This window comes from Gordonia sp. 852002-51296_SCH5728562-b (assembly GCF_001665475.1).
Classification (GTDB): Bacteria; Actinomycetota; Actinomycetes; order Mycobacteriales; family Mycobacteriaceae; genus Gordonia; species Gordonia sputi.
The window spans coordinates 50,461-74,212 of the sequence record NZ_LZMI01000035.1 but is presented as its reverse complement, the minus strand read 5'-3'; the positions used below and the strand labels follow the sequence as shown (position 1 = coordinate 74,212).

The window sequence follows — 23,752 nt, the reverse complement described above, 5'->3', positions numbered from 1 at the left end:
ATCATGACGCATCGGACTGATCGCCGACACCGCTGGCCGTCGCGTCGGGGATCTCGGCGTTTCCGAGTACCGCGAGTGTGTGCTCGCCGACGCCGAGTCGCAGTGCGGCGACGAGATCACCGACGGTGTCGACGTCGGTGCGTGCGTCGGGCCAGAGGAGATGCTCTGGGTCGAGTTCGACAACGCCCGCGGCGCGGTGTGCCGCAGCCGAATCCGGTCCGAAACGCGGCAAATCCTGCGTCGTCATCGGCCGCAGCAGAAGAGATGTGCCCGTGCCTGCACGGTCGGTCACCATCGACGCGCCGCGCTCGACTGCGGCGTCGACGATCTCGCGCAGACTCGACGGCTGCGCCGCGGGAAGGTCGGCCTGGACGATCACGACCCATCGATGCGAAGGCCACATGGTTCGAGCCTCCGCGGCGCCGAGCGCGTAGGCCGCGTTCAAGTCACCTGCGACGTCGCCGGGCTCGTCGACGACGTGTGCCGAGAGTTGCTGGGCCAGCTCGCGGACCCGGTCATCCGGGGTCACGACGACGACGTCGCGAATTCCTGCTTCGCGCAGGGTGCCGATGGTGTCGGCGAGCATGGCGAGCACGAAGGCGCCGGGATCGGCGCGCAGGCGCTCGCGCTGGGCGGGGGAGAGCTCTATCAGGGACGTCTCGGGAGTCTCAACCCCTGCGGCGTCGCTCATGGTGGAGACGAGACGCGATTTGGCGTCGCCGAGTCGCTTGACCGCGAGGACCGCGACCATGGTGCTGAGAGCGCACTCGTCGCCGGCGTCGTCGCAGTGCTGCCCGCGATCGGCGGGTACCGGAGCGTCGGCGGGCATGCGTCGTCGCTCGTTCGGATGACCGCGTACACACGAGAGGGTCATGAAGACATGATGACCCATGCGCAAGAGCACGTGTGGACGCGAGGGGTGATCGGCGTCGCAGGTTCTCGAATCGACCGGACGGGCATCGTCGGCGGTCTACCCTTGACCGAAGCGATGTCGGGCGAATGAGGAGAGTTGTGCGGGCGGTTGTGATGGGTGCCGGGTCATGGGGCACGGCGACGGCGAAGGTACTCAGCGACGCGGGGACCGACACCACCCTGTGGTGTCGGCGAGAAGAACTCGCCGATCGGATCAACGAGTCGCATACGAATGCCGACTACCTGGCGGGAATCACCCTTCCCGCGAATCTCACGGCGTCGAGCGACATCGCCGAGGCGCTGACCGACGCCGATCTGGTGGTGTGTGCGGTCCCGGCGCAGTCGCTGCGCGACAACCTCGCCAATTGGCGCCCGCACCTGAGCGACGACGCGACGCTGGTCTCGCTGGCCAAGGGCATCGAGACGTCGACGCTGATGCGGATGAGCGAGGTGATCGCAGAGGTCGCCGAGGTTCCCGCCGAGCAGATCGCGGTGCTCACCGGGCCGAACCTCGCGCGAGAGGTCGCCGAGGGCCAGCCCGCCGCAACGGTGATCGCGTGCTCCGACCTCGCGCGTGCCGAACAGCTGCAGCAGATGTTCAACACCGGGTACTTCCGGCCGTACACCAACACCGACGTCATCGGCTGTGAGATCGGCGGTGCGGTCAAGAACGTGATCGCGCTGGCGTGCGGTATGGCCAGCGGCGTCGGGTTCGGGCAGAACACCCTCGCGACGATCATCACGCGTGGCCTCGCGGAGACCATCAGACTCTCGAGCGCAGTCGGTGGGCAGATAGAGACCCTCGCCGGTCTCGCGGGTATCGGCGACCTCGTCGCCACCTGCTCGTCGCCGCTGTCGCGCAACCGCACCTTCGGTGCCCATCTCGGGCAGGGGGCGACGATGGAAGAGGCGCAGGCCGCAGCGTCGGGTCAGGTCGCCGAGGGCGTGAAGTCGTGCACGTCCGTCACGGCACTCGCCGAGAAGTACCAGGTCTCCATGCCGCTCACCGAAGCGGTGAACAGTGTCTGCCACGGCGGCCTGCCCGTCGCCGACGCGGTCAGCTCATTGCTGGGTCGCAAGACCAAACCGGAGTTCCGAGCCGGCGACGCGTGATCTACCCCCGCGCCCGGGCGGCGCGAAAGGGGTTGTCGCTCAGCCGAAGTCGAGTGGTCCCCGGGGGAGTGTCTGTTCGATGGCGGCCGAGACGTCGGTGATCGGTCCGTTGCCCGCGTTCACCGGAACCCACAGCGCAACGTACGGGCGGTGATCGACGCAGACGAACGCCTGCCCGGAACCCTCGATGGAATCGGTGATGAACCACTGCACGGGGTTGACCACCTGCAGGTTGCTGGTGGGGGAGAGCTCCGCCGGGCGCGAGACGCCGCACCGCACGATCACCGGATCGCCGTCTTTGCTCGCAGGCCAGCTGGCCTGTGTTCCCGAGATCTTCTTGTCGCCGTATCCCTCGAAGGTCTGGGGCAGCGCGGCGAGGAACTTCGGGCATTCGGCGGGAGTCGACGACTCCGCGGCGTACGAGTCGACGGGCGTCGAGTCCGAGTTGCCCGGACGAAGCGCCGCGAACACGATGAAGCCCACGATCACCATCACCGGAATCGTCACCAGAGTGGCGATCAGCGCCGGACTCAGCCGCGGACCGGAGTCGCCGTAGCGCGCGTGCGTCGTGTCCTCGACGCTTTCCGTGGCGTCGGTCTTCTCGACGCTGTCGGGGGAGCCGGACTTTTCGACGCCTTCGGCCGCGCTGACACGTTCGGCGTCGGTCTCTTCCGCGCGGTCGGCGTTGTTGTCGGGTTCGTCCGGTCCGGGTGGGGTCACGTCGACAACCCTAGGACATCGCCGCGCAGCTCCTGTGGCGTGCCGGTCAGTGCGCTGCGTTCACCACCGGGCATGTCAGGGTGCGTGTGATGCCGTCGACCTTCTGGATCTGAGGTACGACGTCGTTGTTCAGGTGGCCCGCATCGGTGGCCTCGACCCGCACGATCACGTCGTAGGGTCCACTGACCTCCTCGGAGGAGGCAACTCCGGAGATCTCTGCGATCGTCGCAGCCGCCAATGCGGCTCGTCCGACCTCCGTCTGGATCAGTATGTATGCCTGAACCACGGCCATCCTCTCGTATCCACTGTGCCGTCGGCCCCGGGCTGGGGAGCGGCGAGTCGACGCCCGCGGCAAGCCGCCGAAGGCATCCGGCTCCGGTCTCCCGGAAACCACTTCGCGCGTCGAAGCGCCACACGAAGTCACTACACTGTGGGGATATTGTCACCACAACGCCGCGAGAGCGCGAACCGAAACGAATAACCGTGGAGCCGACGAGGAGTTGACAGTGGCAGGTGGCGACGAGAACGCCACGACCCCCGACCACCCGGAGCCCAGTGGTGTCACAGTCGGTGACCTGGGTGAGCGGGCGCTCATCTCGCTGTTCACCTCGGCGGCGACGACCGCAACGTCGGGCGACATCGTCGTCGGATCCGGTGACGACGCCGCCGTCTTCGACGCGGGTGGCCCGACCGTCATCAGTACGGACACCGCCGTGCAGAACCGTCACTTTCGCTTCGAGTGGTCGACGCCGCGCCAGATCGGAGAGCGGGCGGTGATCCAGAGTGCAGCAGACATCGCGGCGATGGGGGCACGTACGGTCGGCGTCGTCGTATCGATCGCATGTCCGGTGAGCACTCCCGCTGCCACTCTGACCGAGATCAATGACGGCATCCTCGCCGCAACCCATCGTCTCGGCGGTCGAGTGCTCGGCGGCGACCTCGTCGCCGCAGACGAGGTGGTGCTGACCGTCACATCGGTGGGTGCACTCGACGGACTCACTCCGGTGGCGTTGACCGGCGCGCAGGTCGGCGATGTGCTGGCTGTGAGCGGACCGCTCGGCAGCGCCGCCGCCGGGCTCGCCGTCCTGCTCGCCGCTGACGAATGCGACGACGACGGCGAGCGCAGTGCGCAGCGCTCCCGACTACGTGCACAGCACACCGAGGTGGTGGATTCGCACCGTCTGCCCAACCCCGACCTCTCGGCGGGTGTGGTGGCGGCGCGCGCAGGCGCTCACGCCATGACCGATGTCTCCGACGGACTGGTCGAGGAGCTGAAGACCCTGGCGGCAGCGTCGAATGTCGCTCTTGCAGTTGATGTCTCGCGAGTTCCGCGAACAGAGGCGACCAGACGAGCCGCGGCCGAACTCGGTGAGTCCGACGACATCTGGGCACTGACCGGCGGCGAAGACCACCAGTTACTGGCTGCGTTCGCGGCCGCCGACGTTCCGCTAGGGTGGGTCGTCATCGGTGATGTCCGCGAACGCACGGGCGATCGCGCACCGGTGTCTCTCGACGGCATCGCGACGAGTGACCTGCGCGGATGGCAGTCCTTCGGACACCAGTAGGTGGCGGCCGTCACCGCGGTGATTAGATCGACTCATGGCGATTTACGCACTCGACGATCGTGAACCGATCCTCGGTGAGGACGTGTACACCCACCCCGACGCGACGGTGATCGGCGCAGTGACCCTCGCAGACGGGGTGTCGGTGTGGCCCGGGGCTGTGCTGCGGGGTGACTACGGGACCATCTCCATCGGTCGGCGAACCAACATCCAGGACGGCACGGTCATCCACTGCACGCCGATCGACCCGACGGTCATCGGTGACGGATGCGTCGTCGGGCACAACGCCCACATCGAGGGTGCGACGATCGGCGACAACTGTTTGATCGCGTCGGGTTCCGTTGTCCTCAACGGGTCGACGGTCGGCGACGGCGCCATTGTCGGCGCGGGAGCCGTTGTGCCATTCAAGTTCTCGGTTCCAGCACGGGCGATGGCACTCGGTGTGCCCGCGCGCATCCGCGAGGGATTCCAGGTGCCCGCCGACCATGTCGACCTGAACGTCGAGATGTACCACCAGAATTCGCTGTACTACCGATCGAAGCTCAGGAGACTCGACTGATCATGACCCCACAACCGTTGAGCGAACTCATCGATCCCGGTTGGGCGCAGGCACTCGCGCCGGTCGAAGAGAACATCGCGCAGATGGGGCAGTTCCTGCGCGACGAGAACGCCGCTGGTCGCCGCTATCTCCCGGCCGGGCGAAATGTGTTGCGCGCGTTCACACAACCTTTCGACGACGTCCGCGTGCTCATCGTCGGACAGGATCCGTATCCGACGCCCGGGCATGCGGTCGGACTGAGTTTTTCTGTCGCAGAGGATGTTTCGCCCGTTCCGCGCTCGTTGGCCAACATCTACACCGAGTACTGCGCCGATCTCGGGTATCCCAAGCCGGCCAACGGCGACCTGACACCGTGGGCGAAATCGGGTGTGCTGCTGCTCAACAGAGTGTTGACCGTCGCTCCCGGCGAGCCCGCGTCGCACCGCAACAAGGGCTGGGAGGCGGTGACCGAGTGCGCGATCAAAGCGCTCGTGTCGCGCGACGAGCCGCTCGTGGCAATCCTGTGGGGACGCGATGCCGCAGGCCTTCAGCAATGGATGCCCGACGTCCCGGTGATCGTGTCGCCGCACCCCTCGCCGTTGTCGGCGAGCAAGGGGTTCTTCGGCTCGCGTCCGTTCAGTCGGGCCAATACCGAACTCGAAGACCTCGGCGGCGAACCGGTCGACTGGCGCCTACCCTCCTGAAGCCCCTGCTCTCCTGAAGCCCCCTGCTCTCCTGAAGCCACTGTCTTTCCTGTCAGCGGACGAAGCGTCGGGCTTCGGCGTCGGTGCGTTCCTGCCAGCCCACTCTCTCGAGTTCGGGGACGTCGTCGGCCTCGGTGGGATAACCCAGGCACAGGTATGCGGTGAGTCGCCACGTGTCGGGCACACCGAGATCGGTTGCCGCGGTGGGGGCGTCGAGGATGGATATCCAGCCGACTCCGACGCCGCGCGCCCGTGCGGCCAGCCACAGTGTCGTGACGGCGGTGACCGTCGAGTAGTCGAGTGTCTCGGGCATCGTCCGCTTGCCCAGGCCGTGCCCCTGGGTGCCTGCATGGTCGGTGAAGACGGCGAGCTGGATCGGAGCGTCGTCGAGTCCGGAGAGCTTCAGCGCCGCGTACGCACGTTTGCGTTCGCCCGCGTACCCGTCGAGGGCCTTGGCGTTGCACGCGACGAAGTTGCGGCGAATGTGAGCGCGGGCCTCAACTGAGTCGACGCGCACCCATCGCCACGGTTGGCTGTTGCCGACCGACGGCGCGAGCTCGGCTCGTGCCAGCAACTCGTCGAGCAGCCCCGGCTCGAGTGGGTCGGAGCGGAAATGTCGGACGTCACGACGCCACGCGAACAACGTGTCGAGGTCTGCGATGAAGGAGGCGCCGAACGTCGTCACCGCTCGCGGGCCGCTGCGAAGTCGGGGGTCCGCTTGCCCACGAATGCGTCGACGCCCTCGACACCCTCCGCGGAGCCGCTGTTGGTCGAGATCGCGTGAGCTTCGGCGGCGAGCTGATCGCGGAGTGTCGCGGTGGGCGACGCGCTCAGGAGTGCACGCGTCGCGGCCAGTCCGGCGCGCGGACCCGCGGCAAGTGTGCGGGCGATCTCGGCGGCGGTGTCGTCGATCTCGGTGTCGTCGACGAGGCGCGAGAGGATGCCCCACGCGAGTCCCTCGTCGGCGGTGATGACTCTGTCGGTGAGGATGATGTCGCGGGCGCGGGCCGCTCCGACGGTGCGCGGGAGGGTCCACGTCATGCCGCCGTCCGGCGACAAGCCGATCCCGGTGTACGCGGGACGCAGGTTGGTCGACGGCCCACCGATCGCGATGTCTGCGTGCAGCACGATGCTCAGCCCGGCCCCTGCGGCCCATCCGCGCACACCCGCGACGACCGGACGATCAGCGTCGAGCAGGGCGGTGACGAAGTCGTGGAAGGTGTCGGCGAGAGCGCGGATGAAGGTGGGGCGGTGCTCGGCAGAGGCGAAATCGCGCACATTGCCGCCCGCGCAGAAGTTCCGGCCAGCGCCGAGCAGCAGGATCGCGCCGACTTCGCGTTCGCCGCGTGCGATCTCGCGCAGGGCGGTGGTTGCCGATTTCAGTGAGGCGTCGTCGAGTGCGCCGCCCTTGCTCGCATCGGAGATGCGTAGGACGAGGACGTCGCCGTCCTGTGTCACAGCCGAGTCTGCCGGGGACGTTGTGGTCGAGGTCATGGACGACACCCTAACCCGCAGATGCAGACAACCCGACCCCGGGGCCGAGCGTTCGCTCGGTCGGGATCGGGTTGTCAGTTCTCGCGATCAGGCGAGGGTGGTCTTGCCGGCCTTCAGGCAGGAGGTGCAGACGTTCTTACGCTTGCGGTTGCCCGGGGCCACCTCGACACGCACAGACTGGATATTGGGATTCCAGCGGCGGTTGGTACGGCGGTGCGAGTGCGAAACGGACTTGCCGAAGCCCGGACCCTTGCCGCAGACGTCACAGACGGCAGCCATTGTCGAACTCCCTTGATAGATGGAATGATCTTGCGGTTACGCCAGCTCGCTGCTCGCGGAAACGCAACGTCATCCACGGCGGCGGCAAGGCAACCCTGCAAGGGTAACCGTCCGGATGCGTCACCACCAAATCCGGGCCGAGCGTGATCGGCTGCGGCGTCGGCGTCGGGTAGGCGGCGAATGCGCCGGACCCGCCGACGGCGACCGTGTCGGCGACTCCGAGTAATCTCTCACACATCCTGGGCAGCACGTGTCGTGGCAATTTGTTGGTGCGCACTTTTTCGATGATGTGGCTTTCGATGACGTGGAGACACGGCGTGAGCCCCCGCGGTGAAGGAGGACCCCATGTCGACCGACGGTGGACTCGTTCGCGTGATGAATCCGCAGGTTCTGCGTGACTGGGCTCAGGAGTGTGTGGCCCGGCTCGAGGAACTGCGCGGCGAGATCAACGACCTCAACGTCTTCCCGATCCCCGATTCGGACACCGGCAGCAACATGCTGTTCACCATGCGGTCTGCTGCCGACGCCGCCACCGGCCTTCCCGCCGACGCCGACGTGGTCGCGGTGACGCGGGCCATGGCAGAAGGTGCCGTGGCCAACGCGCGCGGCAATTCCGGCGTCATCATGTCGCAGATCCTGGTCGGCCTCGCCGACGCCGTGGAGATCGGCGCACCGGACGGACAGTTGACCTTTTCGCAGCTGGCGGTATCGGGGCTGAGGCTTGGATCGTTGGCAGCACAGCGCGCGGTCAGCGACCCCAGGGAGGGCACCGTCCTGACGCTGCTGACCATCGCCGCGGAGTCCGCGGCGCGTCACTCCGGTGAGACCGCCGCCGACCAGGCCCGCACGATCGCCGACGACGTGGCCGATGGTCTGGAACGAACGCCCGAGCAGCTCCCCGAACTGGCGTCGGCGGGCGTCGTCGACGCGGGCGGTCGGGGTTTTCTCGCCATGCTCGACGCGATGGTCGGGGTGCTCACCGGTGTCACGCAGCGGCGTCGTCGGTACCGCGGAATCCTCACCGGGGGAGGGCAGCCCGGTCATCCCGTCGACGAGACGTGTGATGGCCCGGGCGACATGGACTTCGAGGTGATGTATCTGCTCACCGGGGCTGCGGGCGAGAGCATCGCGACGCTGCGATCAGAACTCGGCGAACTCGGCGACGCCGTGGTGATCGTCGGAGACAGTTCGCCGTCGGGCGAACGGTTCTCGGTGCACGTCCACACCGACGAGCCGGGGGCCGCGGTCGAGGCAGCGATAGCGCACGGCAACGTCTCCGACATCCGGATCTCCTGCTTTGCGCTCGATTCGATTCGCGCGCAAGCCAATTCGATGGAGCCGCCGCCTCGTCACCGGCGTGCCGTCGTCGCTGTAGTCCGCGGCGACGGGGCCGCGGAACTGTTCGCCGAGGCCGGAGCGGCCGTGGTCCGCGCCGACGACGGAGTGACCCCGGAGGCGCTCGCCGCGGCCATTCGCGCCACCGATTCGGCGCACGTGGTGGTCATGGCGAACGGGTCGCTGACCTCGCAGGATCTGGTGAGCGTTGCAGCGGAGGTCCGGTCTGCACAGCGGTCGGTGATCTCGTTACCGACCTCATCGATGGCCCAGTGCCTTGCGGCCCTCGCGGTCCACGACCCCTCCGAGTCGCCGGATGCTGACGCCTACGCGATGGCCGAAGCCGCAGCGGGTGCACGCTGGGGTTCGCTGCTGCTCGCCGACGAGCGCATGATCACCCTCGCCGGAACGTGCGACGTCGGAGATGTGTTGGGCCTCATCGGCTCTGATGTCCTTGTCATCGCGCCGGAGCAGACGGCCGCGGTCGTGTCGTTGGTCGACCTCATGTTGGCGACCGGCGGCGAGATGGTCACCGTCCTTGCGGGTTCGAGCGTCGACCGCGACGCGTTGGCGGCGCTCGAAGCGCAGATCCGACGGGCCTATCCAGGCGTCGAAATGGTCGTGTACGAGACCGGGCAGACCGACGATCTGATGCAAGTGGGTATCGAGTAGTGGTCCGTGCATCCGACTCTCTGTCCGATGTCTTCAGCGCCGAACGGGCGGCGAGTCTCGCGTTGTTGGGGATCGCGACCGTCGGAGAGCTGCTGCGTTACGCACCGCGTCGTTATCTCACGCATGGCCAACCCTCGGAGGAGCAGGACCTCACCGAGGGGGAGTGGGTCACGGTTGTCGGACGCATCACCCGTGCCGACCTGATCCGCATGAAGAAGCGTCACGGGCAGTTCCTGAAGGTCACCGTCGACGACGGCAACCGCTCCTACGAGGTCAGCTTCTTCAACCCGCGCTTCATCAAGAACGCACTCAAACCCGGCACGCGGCTCATGGTGGCGGGCACCGTGAAGTTCTTCCGCGAGCAGCCGCAACTCTCACACCCCGAATGGATGGTTCTGCCGGACGGCGACGTCGAGGTCGATCGTGTCGTCGGGTCGGCGATGCTCGCCGAGATGTACGCGGCCGAGGCCGAGATCACCGGCGAACAGCGGCGCCCGGGAGCGCAATCGGCCGACATCGCCGCCGCGTTCGATCGAGCGATCGTGCCGCTGTATCCCGCGAACCGCGAGATCCAGACATGGGACATCTGGGCGTCGATTCGTCAGGTTCTCGACGACGTCGAGTCGTTCGTCGACCCGCTGTCCGACGACGAACGCGAACGCCGAGGTTTGATGTCGCTTGACGAGGCGATCCGCACCATTCATGTCCCCGACTCCGATGCACACGTCACCGCCGCGAACGATCGACTGAAATTCGACGAGGCGCTCGCGATCCAGACAGTCCTCGCGCAGCGTCGCCTCGCGGGCCGTGCCGAATCCGCACCCGCGTGCCCGCACGTTCCCGGCGGCCTGGAAGACCGCCTCCTGCAACGACTTCCGTTCACTCTCACCGATGGGCAGCAATTGGTGATCGCCGAGATCGCAGACGACCTGCGCCACCCGACGCCGATGAGCAGGCTGCTGCAGGGTGAGGTCGGTTCCGGCAAGACCCTCGTGTCGTTGCTCGCCATGCTGCGCGTTGTCGACAACGGCCATCAGTGCGCGATCCTCGCGCCGACGGAAGTTCTCGCCGCGCAGCATCTTCGGACCATCACGTCGATGCTCGGCGATCTGGGGACTGCCGGTGAACTCGGCGCCGCCGACGGCGCGACGAGTGTGGTGTTGCTGACCGGCTCGATGAAGACCAAGGGCAAACGTCAGACGCTGCTCGACGTGGTGACCGGCAAGGCGGGCATCGTCGTGGGAACCCACGCGCTGCTCGAGGAGAAGGTCGAGTTCTTCGATCTCGGCATGGTCGTCGTCGACGAACAGCACCGCTTCGGCGTCGAACAACGAGATGTGTTGCGGGGCCGTGGTCGCGACCATCTCATGCCCCACTTCTTGGTGATGACGGCGACGCCGATCCCGCGGACGGTGGCGATGACGGCGTTCGGCGACCTCGACACGTCGGTGCTCACCGAACTTCCGCAAGGGCGTCAGCCGATCACCACGACCGTGGTGCCGACGACGAAACCCCAATGGATCGAACGCATGTGGGGGCGCGCCGCGGAGGAGATCGAGGCCGGGCGGCAGGTGTACATCGTCTGCTCGCGCATCGGCGACATCGAGCCGGCGACCCCGAGGCGCGGCGCTGGCAAGCGCACGGCGGGCGAAGAAGCCGACGCGCAGCAACAGACCATCTCCGTGCTCGATCTTTACGACGAGCTGCTCGTCGGACCGCTCGGCCACCATCGGCTCGCAGTCCTGCACGGGCGGCTACCCGCCGACGAGAAGAACGAGGTCATGGACGCGTTCGGGCGCGGCGAGATCGACGCGATCGTGGCCACCACCGTGATCGAGGTCGGTGTGGACGTTCCCAATGCGTCGATGATGATCATCATCGACGCAGAGAGATTCGGGGTCAGCCAGCTCCACCAACTCCGCGGACGTGTCGGCCGCGGCGGCCATCCCGGTCTGTGCCTCCTGATGACGTCGACGAAGCCTGTGTCGCAGGCGATGGAGCGGCTGCGTGCCGTCGAGGCGTCGACCGACGGATTCGAACTCGCTCGCGTCGACCTGCTGCAGCGCCGCGAAGGTGATCTGCTCGGCTCACTGCAGTCGGGTGGGGTGTCGTCGCTGCGTCACCTCTCGCTACTCGACGACGTCGACGTGATCGCCGACGCTCGCGAGCTGGCCGAATCCGTGGTGGCAACCGACCTTCCGCTGGCCGACCACCGGCCACTCGCCGACCTCGTCGACGCCATTCTCGTACCCAACAAGGTGCGCTACCTCGACAAATCCTGACCCGAGCCGCCCGCGTCCTCGAACCCGCGCGCCACACGCCGCCCGAACCCGCAGACGCGGCTGCCAGATAGGGGAACCGCGTGCCGCCGCGCAGCGTCGAAGATGGCGTGAATCCCGTCATCGCGGTGCCGCTCTACCGGCTGCGGATGCGCTATCGGCACGCCCGGCGCGACGCGCAGTGGCCCGCCCGCAGGTGGGCGGTCACGATCGCGTTCGTGCTCACGGCGGTCGTCGTGGCCGTGGGTGTGTACCGCGACGTACCGCGCACCCGAGCGGGGCAGTGGCACGCCGGTGCGCAGCTGGCATTGCGCCAACTCGCAGGAGTGCCCGTCGTCGCGGCGCGTACCGGTCGCGAGGACTACGAACGGTCCGCGTTCGGGGCGTCGTGGACCGACGACGCGAGCGTGACGGGAGGCGGAAACGGCTGCGATACCCGAAACGACGTGCTGACCCGCGACCTCGGTGATGTGCGAATCGGCCCGGTGACCTCGTGTCCGCGCGCTGTCCTCGCGGGCGAACTGCGCAGCCCGTATACCGGCAAGATGGTCGTGTTTCGGCGTGATCGCAATGCGACTGCGGTTCAGATCGACCACATCGTGCCCCTGGCCTTCGCGTGGGACATGGGTGCGTTCGGGTGGTCGACGCGGCGTCGCGTCGACCTGGCCAACGACCCGGCCAACCTCGTCGCCGTGGACGCGGCGTCGAACCAGGAGAAGAGCGACAGTGAACCCGCCCGCTGGCTGCCGCCCAATCGCGGTTTCCACTGTCAGTACGCGATCGAGTTCGTTGTGGTGAGCCGCGCCTACGGCGTGGCGGTCGATGCTGCGTCGCGCAGCGTGCTCGCCGGAATACTCAACCGTTGCTGACATGCGGCATCTCGACGTCCGGGCCCGCGGTGGCGTTCTCGGGTGGGCGATCTTGGGGCGGGGTGGTGCTGGACGTACCCTGGACATGTTGTCCGCCGGCAGTGCCGCGCAGGACGCAATCGTCTGCCGTGAACTCGAAATCGAGGAATTGATGAGCGCACCCACCGTGACCGGAAGACAGGCCGCGACAGGGCCCGACGTCGAAGAGGTCGTGCACGCGCAGGCCCGCGCGGCCCGTACCGCTTCTCGGGCGCTGGCAGCGCTCACCACGACTGCCAAGAATGCTGCGCTGCTCGCCGCTGCCGACGCCGTCGATGCGAACACCGAGACCATCCTGGCCGCCAACGCCGACGACGTTGCGCGCGCCGAGGAGGCCGGAACCGAGGCGAACCTCATCGACCGTCTGCGCCTGACCCCGGAGCGCGTCGCGGGCATCGCCGATGGACTGCGTCAGGTCGCGATCCTCCCCGATCCGATCGGCGAGATCGTCGCGGGCAAGACGCTTCCCAACGGGCTGCGCCTGCGGCAGGTTCGCGTGCCGCTCGGTGTGGTCGGCATCGTCTACGAGGCGCGGCCGAACGTGACGGTCGACGCCTTCGGTATCGCGTTCAAGTCCGGAAACGCTGTGCTGCTTCGCGGTTCGTCGTCGGCGGCGTCGTCGAACGCGGAGCTTGTTCGCATTCTTCGCGATGTTGTCGCGGGCGCGGGCATCCCGTCCGATGTCGTGTCGCTGCTGCCGAGTGACGACCGTTCGAGTGTCACCGCATTGATCCGAGCGCGCGGACTCGTTGACGTCGTCATTCCGCGCGGGGGTGCGGGCCTGATCAACGCGGTCGTCGCGAATGCCACGGTCCCGACGATCGAGACCGGAACCGGAAACTGCCACGTCTACGTGCATGCGCTCGCCGACGTCGGTGTCGCGACCCGCATCATCCTCAATGCCAAGACGCGGCGACCGAGCGTGTGCAACGCGGCAGAGACGGTGCTTGTCGACAAAGCGATCGCCGCCGACGCGCTGCCCAAGATCAGCCAGGCGCTGCAGTCGCAGGGTGTCGTGATCCACGGTGATGAGCCGGGGATGGAGCCGGCCGGCGAGTCCGACTGGGCCGATGAGTACCTGTCGATGGACATCGCGATGAAGGTGGTCGACGGACTCGACGCCGCTGTCGCACACATCGACACCTATGGAACCGGGCACACCGAGGCCATCGTGACCACCGACCTCGCCGCGGCCGAGGAGTTCACGAACCGGGTCGACGCCGCAGCCGTGATGGTCAATGCGTCGACCGCCTTCACCGATGGCGAGCAGTTCGGCTTCGGTGCGGAGATCGGAATCTCCACGCAGAAGCTACATGCCCGCGGACCGATGGGACTGCCGGAACTCACCTCCACCAAGTGGATCGTGTGGGGCGACGGCCAGATCCGGCCCGCGTGATGACCGACAGCGCAACGACGAACGGCCCTGCGACGCAAGACGCGGCACCCATCGTCCCCTCGTTCACAGCCGTGCCCGACGTCGTCGACCGGCTGCGCTCCACCGGCTATCTGGCCGACGACGCGACGGCGACGTCGACCTTCCTCGCCGACCGGCTCGGTAAGCCGCTGCTCGTCGAAGGCCCTGCGGGAGTGGGTAAGACGGAGTTGGCGCGTGCCATCGCCGCGGCCACCGACGCAGAGCTCGTGCGTCTGCAGTGCTACGAGGGAATCGACGAGGCGCGCGCACTCTACGAGTGGAACCACGCCAAGCAGATCCTGCACATCCAGGCGACCGGTACGCGCGACTGGGCCGAGGCGAAGACCGACATCTTCTCCGAGGAGTTCCTGCTGCCGCGACCTCTGCTGACAGCGATCTCGCGCACCGATCCCACCGTGCTCCTGATCGACGAGGTCGACAAGGCCGACGTCGACGTCGAGGGGCTGCTGCTCGAGGTGCTCAGCGACTTCGCGGTGACCATCCCGGAGATGGGGACTGTCGTCGCGTCGCGTCGGCCGATCGTGATCCTGACGTCGAACGCGACACGAGAATTGTCGGAGGCGCTGAAACGTCGCTGCCTCTACCTCTTCATCGACTTCCCCGACGCTGCGCGCGAAAAAGAGATTCTCGAGTCGCGGGTCCCGAACCTGCCCGACGCGCTGGCATCCGAACTGGTCCGCATCGTCGGCGTGCTGCGCACCCTCGACATTCGCAAGAAGCCGTCGGTCGCCGAGACCATCGACTGGGCCAACACCCTGCTCGCATTGGGCGCGGGCGAGGAACGCTCGAAGGGTGGTCGACTCGACGAAGGCCTGATCGCACGCACGCTCGGCGTCGTGCTCAAGCATCGCCCCGACCTGAAGACCGCTGTCAAAGAACTCAAGTTGGGCTGATGTCCGGGGCCGAACCCGCCACGGGCGACATCGCGACAGCAGTGCCGCTCGTCGCTCATCTCACCGACTTCGTCGACGCGTTGCGGCGACGGGGGATCGCGGTCGGTCCGTCGGCGCTGATCGACGCCGCGCGGGCGATGGAGGTGCTCGACCTGCTCGATCGCAGCAGCCTGCGCGAGGGACTCGCGGCGACGCTCGTCGACGATCACATGCACCGGCCGGCCTTCGACCGCATCTTCGACCTCTGGTTTCCGGTCGCGATCGGTGCACGCAGCGCAGAGGAAGAACTGCCGCGCGACACCTCCGGCGAGGTCGACGTCGCTGCCGTGCGCGAAATGCTCGCAGAGTTGCTCGCCGACGAGTCGGCCGACGCAGACGGACGTCTGTCTGCCGCGGTCGCGCAGGTGGTCGACGAGATGGGCCGCTACCAGTCGAGCCGCGGGGAGGCGTACTCGGCGTATCAGGCACTCTCGAGTATCGATCCCCAGACGCTGATCGCACGGATAGCCGCCGCGATGGCGGGCGGATCGGGTGACGACCTGAGCGTCGGCGACGATCCGACGTTCCGCAGGGCCGCCCGCGAACGGGCCAACCGACTACGCACCGCGATCGAGGTGGAGACGCAGCGTCGGATGGCCGACCGCAACGGACGCGAGAAGGTCAGCGACTACGCGGTGCCGACACTGCCCGAGAACATCAACTTTCTCGCGGCAGGCAAGAAGGACCTCACCGAGATCCGACGGACCGTCGCACCGCTCGCGCGTCTGTTGGCCTCCCGCTTGGAGATTCGACGACGCCGCGCCCACCGGGGTGCTGTCGACGTCCGTGCGACGCTGCGTGCGTCGATGTCGACGGGCGGGGTGCCGATCGAACTCAAGAACCGCAAGCCCCGCCCCGGCCGCCCCGAACTGGTGATCATCTGCGACGTATCGGGTTCGGTGTCCGGGTTCTCGCAGTTCACGCTGCAACTCGTCTACGCGCTGCGACAGCAGTTCGCGAAGGTTCGGATCTTCGCATTCGTCGACACTGTCGACGACGTCACCGAGTATTTCACCGACGACGAGGGGTTCGGCGGCACCGACATCGGTGAGGCGACGCATCGCATGTTGACGCAGGCCCGGCTCATCACGCGTGACGGTCATTCCGACTACGGGCACATGCTGCGCGGGTTCGTCGACGCCTACGGCGACACGCTGACACATCGCGGAGCGCTCCTGATCCTGGGCGACGCCCGCAACAACTATCATGACGCCTCCGAGGACTCGCTGCGCGAGTTGGTGGAGCGTGCGCGTCACGCGTATTGGCTCAACCCAGAGGCGCATGGCGACTGGGGTACCGGCGATTCCGCGGCCGACGACTACGCGGAGATCATCGATATGTTCGAGTGTCGCAACGCCACGCAGCTGTCCGCGGTCATCGCCGACCTCCTGCCGGTGTGATCGCTCGCGTAAACTGACCCCTCATGGCACATGACCGTCCGCGTGTACGCCGGATCGGTGTGATGGGCGGAACGTTCGATCCCATCCACAACGGGCACCTCGTGGCAGCCAGTGAGGTCGCCAACCGGTTCTCGCTCGACGAGGTGATCTTCGTCCCGACCGGACGGCCATGGCAGAAGCTGACCGAAGACGGCGGGGAGGTTCCCGACCGGACGAAGCAGGTCAGTCCCCCCGAGGACCGCTACCTGATGACGGTCATCGCGACGGCGTCGAATCCTCAGTTCAGCGTGAGTCGCGTCGACATCGACCGAGAGGGATTCACCTACACGGTCGACACGCTGCGGGATCTGCGCAAAACCCTTCCCGACGCTGCGCTCTACTTCATCACCGGCGCCGATGCGTTGGAGTCGATCCTGTCGTGGCAGGACTGGGAGGAACTGTTCGAACTGGCGAACTTCGTCGGGGTGAGCCGACCGGGATACGAGTTGAACGCCAGCCATCTGGCCACGCATCTGCGACATCTGCCAGCCGATACGCTTCATCTGATGGAGATTCCCGCACTGGCGATCTCCTCGACGGACTGTCGGGCACGCGCTGCGACGGGACGACCGGTCTGGTACCTGGTGCCAGACGGCGTCGTCCAGTACATCGCCAAACGCAGGCTCTACCGCAGGCCGCGGGTGAACTCGCCGGGTGTCTCGGCGCCACTGGCGAGCGACGCCGACGATGAACCGACAACCTCCGACACCTCAACACACCGTGCGGAAACGCAACGCTCGAAAGGACGAACGTGACAGCAGCAGCCGAGTCACTGGACATGGCGAAGGTGGCAGTCGCTGCCGCGCAGGACAAGGTCGCCACCGATGTCACGGTGATCGACGTGTCCGAACAACTCGTGATCACCGACCTGTTCGTGATCGCGTCGGCCGACAACGAGCGTCAGGTCAACGCGGTCACCGACGAGATCGAAGACAAGATGCGCGAGGCGGGTTACAAGCCCGTCCGACGCGAAGGCACACGTGAGGGTCGCTGGGCGCTGCTGGACTACGTCGACATCGTGGTGCACGTCCAGCATGCCGACGAGCGCGCCTACTACGCGCTCGACCGTCTGTGGCAGGACTGCCCGGTCATCGACCTGGAGCCGCAGGCGTGAGTGGAGCGCCCGACGACCACGACACCTCCGTCGAACGACTCACCCCGGTGGTCCGCAGGCTGATTCTGTTGCGGCACGGGCAGACCGAGTACAACGCGACGAGTCGGATGCAGGGACAACTTGACACCGATCTCTCCGATCTCGGTGTGCGACAAGCGAAGTCGGCCGCCGCCGCACTCGCCGAACGCAATCCGATGCTCATCAGGTCGTCGGATCTGCGGCGTGCTCGCGACACCGCGGAAGCGCTCGCCGTGCTGACCGGCCTGCCTGTCGAGACCGATCAACGGCTCCGCGAAACACATCTCGGTGAGTGGCAGGGCATGACGCACTACGAGGTCGACGACATCATGCCCGGTGCGCGCGCGCTGTGGCGCGACGACGCCACGTGGCGCCCGCCGGGCGGGGAGAGCCGCGTCGACGTCGCTGCCCGCGCCCTACCGGTCGTCGATGAACTGCTCGCGAGTGTGGACGACTGGGGGAGCGGCGCGAGCCCGGAGTCGCCCGTCGTGCTCGTCGCGCACGGAGGTGTGATCGCCGCGATGACCGCCGCACTGCTCGACCTTCCGGTCGCCAACTGGCCGGTGTTCGGCGGACTGGCCAACACGAGCTGGGTCCAACTGTCGGGCCACGGACTCCCCGGTGAGAAGCCGCGGTGGCGGCTGGACGTGTGGAACGCCTCGGCCGAGGTTGCCGACGCAGGGGTGCAGTGACCGACTCGGTTGCGGCGGGTACGCCCGACGACTGCCTACTCATCCTCTCCGACTCGCTCGCCTACTTCGGGCCGCAGGGTGGGCTGCCCGCAGACGACGCTCGAATCTGGCCGAACATCGTCGGCGCGCGGTGTGGTCTGCCGGTGCGGCTCTTCGGACGGATCGGCTGGACCAGCCGGGACGTCTGGTGGGCGATGACCCAGGACCCGAACATCTGGGCCGCGGTACCGCACGCACGCGCGGTGATCCTCGCGTTCGGCGGAATGGATTCGTTGCCGTCGCCGCTTCCGACCGCGTTGCGCGAGCAGATCAGATACGTGCGGCCGGGCCGACTGCGCCAGATCGTCCGGTCGGCGTATCAGTGGGTCCAGCCGCGTGCGTCGAAGATCGGGTGGCCGGTGGCCCTGCCGCCGACGGTGACCGTCGACTACCTCGACAAGATCCACGAGGCGCTGACCCAGTTGCGCCCCGACCTGCCGATGGTCGTGTGTCTGCCGTCGACGCATCGGAGCCCCTACTACGGCTACGTCCACACCGGGCGGATACCGACGACCGCGGCGATGCGCGCGTGGTGCGACCGGCACGGCGTCTCTTATGCCGACTTCTATCCACCGACACGCGACGCATACGACGATCCAGATGCCGTGAACCCAGACGCCGCGACTAACCCAGACGCTGCGATGAACTCAGATGCTGTGATGAACCCCGACGGCATCCACTGGGGCTTCGCGTGCCACCGGGCGGTCGCCGATGTGGTGGCGGAGCCGATTCTGCGCGTGCTCGACGATCCGGATGTCCGAGCCGCACGGCGAACCGGCTAACGTAGACGGGTGCCTGTTGTCGTCGTCACAGATTCCTCCGCGCGGTTGCCCGCTGCCGTTGCTGACAGCTACGACATCATCCAGGTTCCGTTGCATCTGACGCTCGACGGCGTCGACTATCTCGAAGACGACGACAACGTCCCCGCCGATATCGTGTCGACGCCGGGAGTCACCACCGCCGGGGCGACTCCGCACGATCTGGTGCGGGCGTATGGCGAAGCCATCGAGCGCAGTAAGGGCGACGGCGTCGTCGCGGTCCACATGTCGCGAAAACTGTCCGGCACGTGGAGCGCAGGGCGCCTCGCCGCAGAGGACTACTCGGGGCAGGTGCGGGTCGTCGACTCGCGGTCAGTTGGACTGGCAGTCGGGTTCGTGGCCATCGCCGCGGCGCAGGCCGCCCGGGACGGTGCCGACCGGGACCGTGCGTACGAAGCCGCCATCCGCCAGGCGGCGACCGTCGAATCACTGCTCTGTGTGCAGAACCTCGACAACCTTCGCAACAGTGGCCGAATCAGCGCCGCGAGCAAGATGCTCGGTTCCGCGTTGTCGATCAAACCGATCCTGCACGTCGTCGACGGCACGCTGACGCTTCGGGAACGCACGCGCACCTTCTCCAAGGCGCTGGACAAGATGGCAGACGCAGCAGTCGATTACGCCGACGGCCGCGCGGTGACCCTTGGCGTGCAACATTGCCAAGCTCCTGCTGCCGCAGCCGATCTCGTCGTCCGACTGCGGGAGAGCCTGCGGAGCGTGACGTCGAGCATCACGGTCGATCTCGGTCCCGTGCTCGGCTGTCACGTCGGCCCCGGAGCGGTCGGCGTCGTGATCGGTACCCAACTCGACCCCATCACCAGGGGCCCGTCGGTGGCCGAGGGGTTGTCCACAACCTGACCGTCGTCCACAGCGCTGCGTCGGTGCGTGGCCGCCGACCCCAAGGCGTGGTGTGCCCGCCGTAGCGTCAGAGGCTATGAGCGACAAACCAATCCGGACGGCACGTGGATTCGCCGCGCGAGGTGTTGTCGAGCGCGGACAGCGCACCGGGTCCACCGCGGTCGGGCGCTCCCCGCTGGACCGGTTGTCGGCGACCGCCCCCACGCCTGTCGGAGCCACCCGGGTGCCCGAACCCGACGCGAACTCGTCGGCTGCAAACGACGATGTGTCGCCTGATTCCTGGGAGATCGACACGACGCCGGGTTGGCTGGCTCCCGAGGTGGGACGTAGGCGTTCTCTCGATAGTCGAGAAAGACTACATGCCAACGGATTCGACGACGATCGTCTAGATGATTTCGACCTCGACCCGGATGCAGATGACGATGGGTATCGTCCCCGGCGCCGATTCGCGGTGGCGCCCGCCGGTGCCATCGCGCTGATCAGTGTGGGTGTAATCGCCTGTGTGATAGCGGGATTCGGACTGCTCCGCAACGACGACGTCGTGCCGACCGTTGCCTTCCCCTCATCGGCGGGTCCGTCGACGTCGATTCCGTCCCACGCTGCAGCGTCTTCTGCCGCAGTGCCGTCTGACGCCGCGCCCTCAGCTGCACCAGCCCAGATCGTGGTGAGCGTCGTCGGACTGGTGCGGAAGCCCGGGTTGGTGAGATTGGCGCCGCGGTCGCGGGTGGCCGACGCGCTGTCGAGCGCTGGCGGTGCCCGCGAGGGAGCCGACACGACGTCATTGAATCTCGCTCAGGTGTTGGGAGACGGCGACCAGGTGCTTGTCGGCTACGCGAGCAAGGACGGCAACGCCTCACTGCGCAGCGCGGTGGTCGCCGCGGGTGTAGGGAGGCCGGGCCCATCGTCGCCACCGACGGCCGGTGATGCGCCCGAGTCGGGCACTGGCACAACGGGTTCGGGGTCGGCGAGCGGCACGGGCGGAAAGGTCGATCTGAACACTGCGAGCGCCGAGCAGCTCGACGCTCTCCCGGGGGTCGGCCCTGTCACGGCGAAGGCCATCATCGACTGGCGATCGCAGCACGGAAAGTTCACGTCCGTCGACCAACTCGGCGAAGTTGACGGAATCGGACCCGCACGGCTCGCCAAGCTTCGCGACCTCGTGACCGCAGGTTGACACCCCGGTGGATCTACGGCTTGTCACACCCGCGCTCGTGGTGTGGTTGGTCACGCTGCTCGGGCTGCACGGGCCGTCGTGGTCGATGCCTGCTGTGCTGGTGATCGGCGGAATGATCTGTGCTGCAGCTCTGTTCGCGTATCGGCGGTGGAATGTGGCCTGGCGAATGGTCGGCATCGTGGTGATCGGTGCGGGGATGGCGGTGACATGTGCACTCGCGCTATGGCTTCGGCTCGAGACACGCGACGCGCATCCGATGTCGGGCATGTCGGGCAAGGCGACGGTCACGATGTCGATTCGCGACGACCCGCGGAACTTCGGGCCCGCACAACGGGGTCAGGTGACCACTCGGGTGACGGTGCTGGCCGTCGGGGAGCGTCGAGTTCCCTCCGCCGTCGCCGATGTCGTCGCTCGCGCGCCCGGATGGGTCGGATTGTTGCCGGGTCAGCGCGTGCGTGTCCTGGTGAGTATGCGCGCACCTCGAGGGGGTGATCTCAGTGTTGCGAGGTTGGCGGCGTCGGGACCGCCGACGATGTTGGGGCGGCCTCCTCCGCTGCAGCGCGGAGCCGGCATCGTGCGGACAACGCTGCAGCAGAACTCGGCGCAGGCGCTGACCGGTGAATCGGCGGGATTGTTGCCTGGGTTGGTCATCGGCGACGAGAGCGCATTGTCGCAAGATGTCCGTGATCAGTTCCTCGCGGCCGGGCTCAGCCACCTGACCGCTGTTTCGGGTGCAAATGTTAAAATGGGGTATGGCAGAGAAGCTGGTTGTCCGCGAGTACCTGCGCGTGTCCAAGGACAGCTCCGGCCGGGGTAAAAGTCCTGATCAGCAGCACGAGGAGAACCTCAGGGCAATCGAGGGGCAGGGTTGGTCACCGCATCCGGAGGACCCCTACCGCGACACCGACCGCAGCGCTTCCCGGTACGCCAAGCGCCAGCGCGAGGACTTCAGCCGACTCATCGACGACCTCGACCAGGACACCTTCGGCGCGGACATCCTGGCACTGTGGGAGTCCTCTCGCGGCAGTCGTCGTGTGGGGGAATGGGTCGATCTCGTCGACCTGTGTGCGAAACGAGGTGTGCGCATCTGGGTGACCACCCACGCGCGCCTCTACGACCCCGGTAACGCGCGGGATCGCCGGTCGATGCTGGAGGATGCCGTTGACGCCGAGTACGAGGCGGCCAAGACCGCCGAGCGCATCCAGCGCGATGTGCGTGCAGCCGCCGCGGAGGGAAAACCGCACGGCAAGAACCTCTACGGCTATCAGCGCGTGTACAAGGCCGGGCCACGGGGCCCTGTGCTCGACCTCATCGAGGAGCACCCCGAGCAGGCGCCCGTCGTCAAGGAAGCCGCACGCCGCGCCATGGAGGGCGAGACGTTCTACGCCATCGCGAAATCGTTCAACGAGCGGGACATCCCGCCCCGCCGACCGTCGTTCAAGGAGAAGCGCAGACACCTCGGCTGGACCGCCGTCGCGGTCAAGCAGATGCTCACAGTCCCTGCGTACGCGGGCAAGCGAGTCCACCAGGGGGAGATCGTCGCCGACGCGCTGTGGCCGGCGCTGATCGACTTCGACACGTGGCAGCAGTTGCAGCCGATCATCTCCCCGGCCCACCGCAAGCGCACCAACGACTGGCCGGCCAAGCACCTGCTCGCCGGGATCGCCGTGTGCGCCATCTGCGGTTCCGGCGTGCGCGTGGGCAAGCAGAACCGCGGACGGCGTAAGGACAAGGACGGAAACCCGTTGCCCAGACCACGTGACGCAGACGGCAAGGAGCTGCCGTACCCGAGCTACCCGACCTACGTCTGCAGTGGGACGCCTGGCAAGACGGGATTTCACGTGGCCATGAAGGAGGAGACTCTCGACGAACTCACGATCGAGGTCGTTCTGGCCCGGCTGGAGCGCCCCGACTTCTTGGCGACACTCGGTGCGAGGGACACCGGCACGGATGCGGAGAGGCGGGCGCTCGTCGACGAGATCGCCGGTCACCAGCGGTATCTCGACGAGGTTCGCGAGCAGGCGGCCGAGCTCCAGCGGTTCGACCTGGTGCTCGACCAGGAAGCCCGCATCCAACCGAAGATCGCGGCCGCTCAGGCCAAGTTGGAGCGCCTATCACGCGCGGACCCCGCGGTGATCGAGCTGGTGAGCGGTGGAGCGGTGCGGCAGGCGTGGGCGGAGCTCGACCTACCCGGCCGTCGCCGGATCATCCGAGCGGTCCTCACACCGCGCATCAAGCCCATCGGCCCGGGGAACTACCAGCGGGAGAAGACCAACCGCGAGCGCGTCGAGTGGGTGTGGCTGTAGTTCGGCTCGGCAGCCGCGTGCAGCGCTACCTCGACGACGTTCTCGAGCGCGCGATACGAGCGGTCGTGGCGCCCCGCATCAGCCCCCGCCGGACGGGGCACGTAACAGCAGTCGGCGACGGCGTACGCCGACAGGATCGAGTGGGTGTGGCGGTGATCTGCCGTTAGGTGAGGTCCACCGACACTATGAGACATGTGTGTTTCATCACATCAATGGGACGCCCCGCACTTCCCGCACTTTTTCAGCAGAACTAGTACACAGCTGGGGCAAACGCGTCGGTGCGGGCTGTCCACGGCGGAAACACCCCGTTCACAGCCCTGGAGCACCTGCCCATACACACCTCTCCTCCCGCACGCGAAAGGTTCTGAAAAAGTGCGGGAAGTGCGGGGATCGGAGCCTAATCACCCCTCCCGC

At 67.1% G+C, this 23,752-nt stretch carries 25 protein-coding genes; 18 read left to right on the top strand and 7 right to left on the bottom strand.

Annotation, left to right across the window (positions count from 1 at the left end):
- Position 1: 1 nt before the first annotated feature.
- Complete coding sequence (gene cofC / locus A5766_RS06910) at positions 2-874, bottom strand: 2-phospho-L-lactate guanylyltransferase (RefSeq protein ID WP_231894574.1); 873 nt, start codon at positions 872-874, stop codon at positions 2-4.
- A gap of 137 nt (positions 875-1,011) precedes the next feature.
- On the opposite strand from cofC, the gene A5766_RS06905 reads away from it, so the two are divergent.
- Positions 1,012-2,025: an NAD(P)H-dependent glycerol-3-phosphate dehydrogenase gene (locus A5766_RS06905; RefSeq protein WP_064904008.1), complete on the top strand. Its 1,014-nt coding sequence runs from the start codon at positions 1,012-1,014 to the stop codon at positions 2,023-2,025.
- Positions 2,026-2,064: 39 nt separating this feature from the next.
- Here A5766_RS06905 and A5766_RS06900 read toward each other — a convergent pair whose 3' ends face one another.
- Together A5766_RS06900 and A5766_RS06895 are read right to left on the bottom strand one after the other, a co-directional pair.
- Positions 2,065-2,745: a DUF3515 domain-containing protein gene (locus tag A5766_RS06900; protein WP_064904006.1), complete on the bottom strand. Its 681-nt coding sequence runs from the start codon at positions 2,743-2,745 to the stop codon at positions 2,065-2,067.
- Between the two features lie 46 nt (positions 2,746-2,791).
- Positions 2,792-3,037 carry an Lrp/AsnC ligand binding domain-containing protein gene (locus A5766_RS06895; RefSeq protein WP_005205185.1) on the bottom strand — a complete coding sequence of 82 codons (246 nt, stop codon included), beginning with the start codon at positions 3,035-3,037 and terminating at the stop codon, positions 2,792-2,794.
- Between the two features lie 214 nt (positions 3,038-3,251).
- On the opposite strand from A5766_RS06895, the gene thiL reads away from it, so the two are divergent.
- Genes thiL through A5766_RS06880 form a run of 3 tightly spaced genes read left to right on the top strand, consistent with a single transcriptional unit; the run spans position 3,252 to position 5,549 of the window.
- The gene (gene thiL, locus A5766_RS06890; protein ID WP_064904003.1) at positions 3,252-4,310 is read left to right on the top strand and encodes a thiamine-phosphate kinase; all 1,059 of its coding nucleotides are present in this window, start codon (positions 3,252-3,254) and stop codon (positions 4,308-4,310) included.
- 34 nt (positions 4,311-4,344) lie between these two features.
- Positions 4,345-4,866, top strand: coding sequence for a gamma carbonic anhydrase family protein (locus tag A5766_RS06885; RefSeq protein ID WP_064904001.1), 522 nt, complete (start codon positions 4,345-4,347; stop codon positions 4,864-4,866).
- A 2-nt stretch (positions 4,867-4,868) separates the two neighbouring features.
- On the top strand, positions 4,869-5,549 hold the full coding sequence (locus A5766_RS06880) for a uracil-DNA glycosylase (protein WP_005205171.1): 681 nt from the start codon (positions 4,869-4,871) through the stop codon (positions 5,547-5,549).
- Between the two features lie 52 nt (positions 5,550-5,601).
- Here A5766_RS06880 and bluB read toward each other — a convergent pair whose 3' ends face one another.
- From bluB to A5766_RS24330, 4 genes are all read right to left on the bottom strand, one after another.
- Positions 5,602-6,234 (bottom strand): 5,6-dimethylbenzimidazole synthase, encoded by a 633-nt coding sequence (bluB, locus tag A5766_RS06875; RefSeq protein ID WP_064903999.1) that lies wholly within the window; start codon positions 6,232-6,234, stop codon positions 5,602-5,604.
- Positions 6,231-7,043 carry an enoyl-CoA hydratase/isomerase family protein gene (locus A5766_RS06870; RefSeq protein ID WP_082965470.1) on the bottom strand — a complete coding sequence of 271 codons (813 nt, stop codon included), beginning with the start codon at positions 7,041-7,043 and terminating at the stop codon, positions 6,231-6,233. Before A5766_RS06870 ends, bluB begins: the two co-directional genes overlap by 4 nt.
- 87 nt (positions 7,044-7,130) lie before the next feature.
- Positions 7,131-7,322, bottom strand: coding sequence for a 50S ribosomal protein L28 (rpmB, locus tag A5766_RS06865; RefSeq protein ID WP_005180428.1), 192 nt, complete (start codon positions 7,320-7,322; stop codon positions 7,131-7,133).
- Entirely contained in the window at positions 7,306-7,599 is a 294-nt protein-coding gene (locus tag A5766_RS24330; RefSeq protein ID WP_156527397.1) for a hypothetical protein, read from the bottom strand. The genes rpmB and A5766_RS24330 overlap by 17 nt, the downstream gene beginning before the upstream one ends.
- Before the next feature lie 68 nt (positions 7,600-7,667).
- Here A5766_RS24330 and A5766_RS06860 point away from each other — a divergent pair, with 68 nt between their 5' ends.
- From A5766_RS06860 to A5766_RS06795, 14 genes are all read left to right on the top strand, one after another.
- Positions 7,668-9,329, top strand: coding sequence for a DAK2 domain-containing protein (locus A5766_RS06860; RefSeq protein WP_064904030.1), 1,662 nt, complete (start codon positions 7,668-7,670; stop codon positions 9,327-9,329).
- A complete protein-coding gene (gene recG / locus A5766_RS06855; protein ID WP_064903996.1) occupies positions 9,329-11,611 on the top strand; it encodes an ATP-dependent DNA helicase RecG in 2,283 nt (760 codons plus the stop codon). Before A5766_RS06860 ends, recG begins: the two co-directional genes overlap by 1 nt.
- 107 nt (positions 11,612-11,718) lie before the next feature.
- Complete coding sequence (locus A5766_RS06850; protein WP_156527399.1) at positions 11,719-12,477, top strand: HNH endonuclease family protein; 759 nt, start codon at positions 11,719-11,721, stop codon at positions 12,475-12,477.
- A gap of 151 nt (positions 12,478-12,628) precedes the next feature.
- Positions 12,629-13,912, top strand: a complete 1,284-nt coding sequence (locus tag A5766_RS06845; RefSeq protein ID WP_064863097.1) for a glutamate-5-semialdehyde dehydrogenase — start codon at positions 12,629-12,631, stop codon at positions 13,910-13,912.
- Complete coding sequence (locus tag A5766_RS06840; RefSeq protein WP_005205154.1) at positions 13,912-14,844, top strand: AAA family ATPase; 933 nt, start codon at positions 13,912-13,914, stop codon at positions 14,842-14,844. Before A5766_RS06845 ends, A5766_RS06840 begins: the two co-directional genes overlap by 1 nt.
- Positions 14,844-16,283 (top strand): vWA domain-containing protein, encoded by a 1,440-nt coding sequence (locus tag A5766_RS06835; RefSeq protein ID WP_064864589.1) that lies wholly within the window; start codon positions 14,844-14,846, stop codon positions 16,281-16,283. The genes A5766_RS06840 and A5766_RS06835 overlap by 1 nt, the downstream gene beginning before the upstream one ends.
- A gap of 23 nt (positions 16,284-16,306) precedes the next feature.
- Complete coding sequence (gene nadD, locus A5766_RS06830; RefSeq protein WP_064864591.1) at positions 16,307-17,077, top strand: nicotinate-nucleotide adenylyltransferase; 771 nt, start codon at positions 16,307-16,309, stop codon at positions 17,075-17,077.
- Entirely contained in the window at positions 17,074-17,436 is a 363-nt protein-coding gene (gene rsfS / locus A5766_RS06825; RefSeq protein WP_005205149.1) for a ribosome silencing factor, read from the top strand. The genes nadD and rsfS overlap by 4 nt, the downstream gene beginning before the upstream one ends.
- Complete coding sequence (locus A5766_RS06820) at positions 17,433-18,146, top strand: histidine phosphatase family protein (RefSeq protein ID WP_005205147.1); 714 nt, start codon at positions 17,433-17,435, stop codon at positions 18,144-18,146. Before rsfS ends, A5766_RS06820 begins: the two co-directional genes overlap by 4 nt.
- Complete coding sequence (octT, locus tag A5766_RS06815) at positions 18,143-18,967, top strand: diglucosylglycerate octanoyltransferase (protein WP_005205146.1); 825 nt, start codon at positions 18,143-18,145, stop codon at positions 18,965-18,967. The genes A5766_RS06820 and octT overlap by 4 nt, the downstream gene beginning before the upstream one ends.
- 9 nt (positions 18,968-18,976) lie before the next feature.
- Entirely contained in the window at positions 18,977-19,858 is an 882-nt protein-coding gene (locus A5766_RS06810) for a DegV family protein (protein ID WP_005205144.1), read from the top strand.
- 76 nt (positions 19,859-19,934) lie between these two features.
- On the top strand, positions 19,935-21,032 hold the full coding sequence (locus A5766_RS06805) for a ComEA family DNA-binding protein (RefSeq protein WP_082946525.1): 1,098 nt from the start codon (positions 19,935-19,937) through the stop codon (positions 21,030-21,032).
- A 7-nt stretch (positions 21,033-21,039) separates the two neighbouring features.
- The gene (locus tag A5766_RS06800; RefSeq protein ID WP_082965469.1) at positions 21,040-21,849 is read left to right on the top strand and encodes a ComEC/Rec2 family competence protein; all 810 of its coding nucleotides are present in this window, start codon (positions 21,040-21,042) and stop codon (positions 21,847-21,849) included.
- The gene (locus tag A5766_RS06795) at positions 21,785-23,338 is read left to right on the top strand and encodes a recombinase family protein (RefSeq protein WP_064903994.1); all 1,554 of its coding nucleotides are present in this window, start codon (positions 21,785-21,787) and stop codon (positions 23,336-23,338) included. Before A5766_RS06800 ends, A5766_RS06795 begins: the two co-directional genes overlap by 65 nt.
- Positions 23,339-23,752 lie beyond the last annotated feature (414 nt).

Coding starts and splice junctions, on each gene's coding strand:
- cofC (WP_231894574.1), bottom strand. CDS start 874: ATGACCCTCTCGTGTGTACGCGGTCATCCGAACGAGCGACGACGCATG.
- A5766_RS06895 (WP_005205185.1), bottom strand. CDS start 3,037: ATGGCCGTGGTTCAGGCATACATACTGATCCAGACGGAGGTCGGACGA.
- A5766_RS06885 (WP_064904001.1), top strand. CDS start 4,345: ATGGCGATTTACGCACTCGACGATCGTGAACCGATCCTCGGTGAGGAC.
- A5766_RS06880 (WP_005205171.1), top strand. CDS start 4,869: ATGACCCCACAACCGTTGAGCGAACTCATCGATCCCGGTTGGGCGCAG.
- A5766_RS06870 (WP_082965470.1), bottom strand. CDS start 7,043: ATGACCTCGACCACAACGTCCCCGGCAGACTCGGCTGTGACACAGGAC.
- rpmB (WP_005180428.1), bottom strand. CDS start 7,322: ATGGCTGCCGTCTGTGACGTCTGCGGCAAGGGTCCGGGCTTCGGCAAG.
- A5766_RS06860 (WP_064904030.1), top strand. CDS start 7,668: ATGTCGACCGACGGTGGACTCGTTCGCGTGATGAATCCGCAGGTTCTG.
- A5766_RS06845 (WP_064863097.1), top strand. CDS start 12,629: ATGAGCGCACCCACCGTGACCGGAAGACAGGCCGCGACAGGGCCCGAC.
- A5766_RS06840 (WP_005205154.1), top strand. CDS start 13,912: ATGACCGACAGCGCAACGACGAACGGCCCTGCGACGCAAGACGCGGCA.
- A5766_RS06835 (WP_064864589.1), top strand. CDS start 14,844: ATGTCCGGGGCCGAACCCGCCACGGGCGACATCGCGACAGCAGTGCCG.
- nadD (WP_064864591.1), top strand. CDS start 16,307: ATGGCACATGACCGTCCGCGTGTACGCCGGATCGGTGTGATGGGCGGA.
- A5766_RS06805 (WP_082946525.1), top strand. CDS start 19,935: ATGAGCGACAAACCAATCCGGACGGCACGTGGATTCGCCGCGCGAGGT.
- A5766_RS06795 (WP_064903994.1), top strand. CDS start 21,785: ATGGCAGAGAAGCTGGTTGTCCGCGAGTACCTGCGCGTGTCCAAGGAC.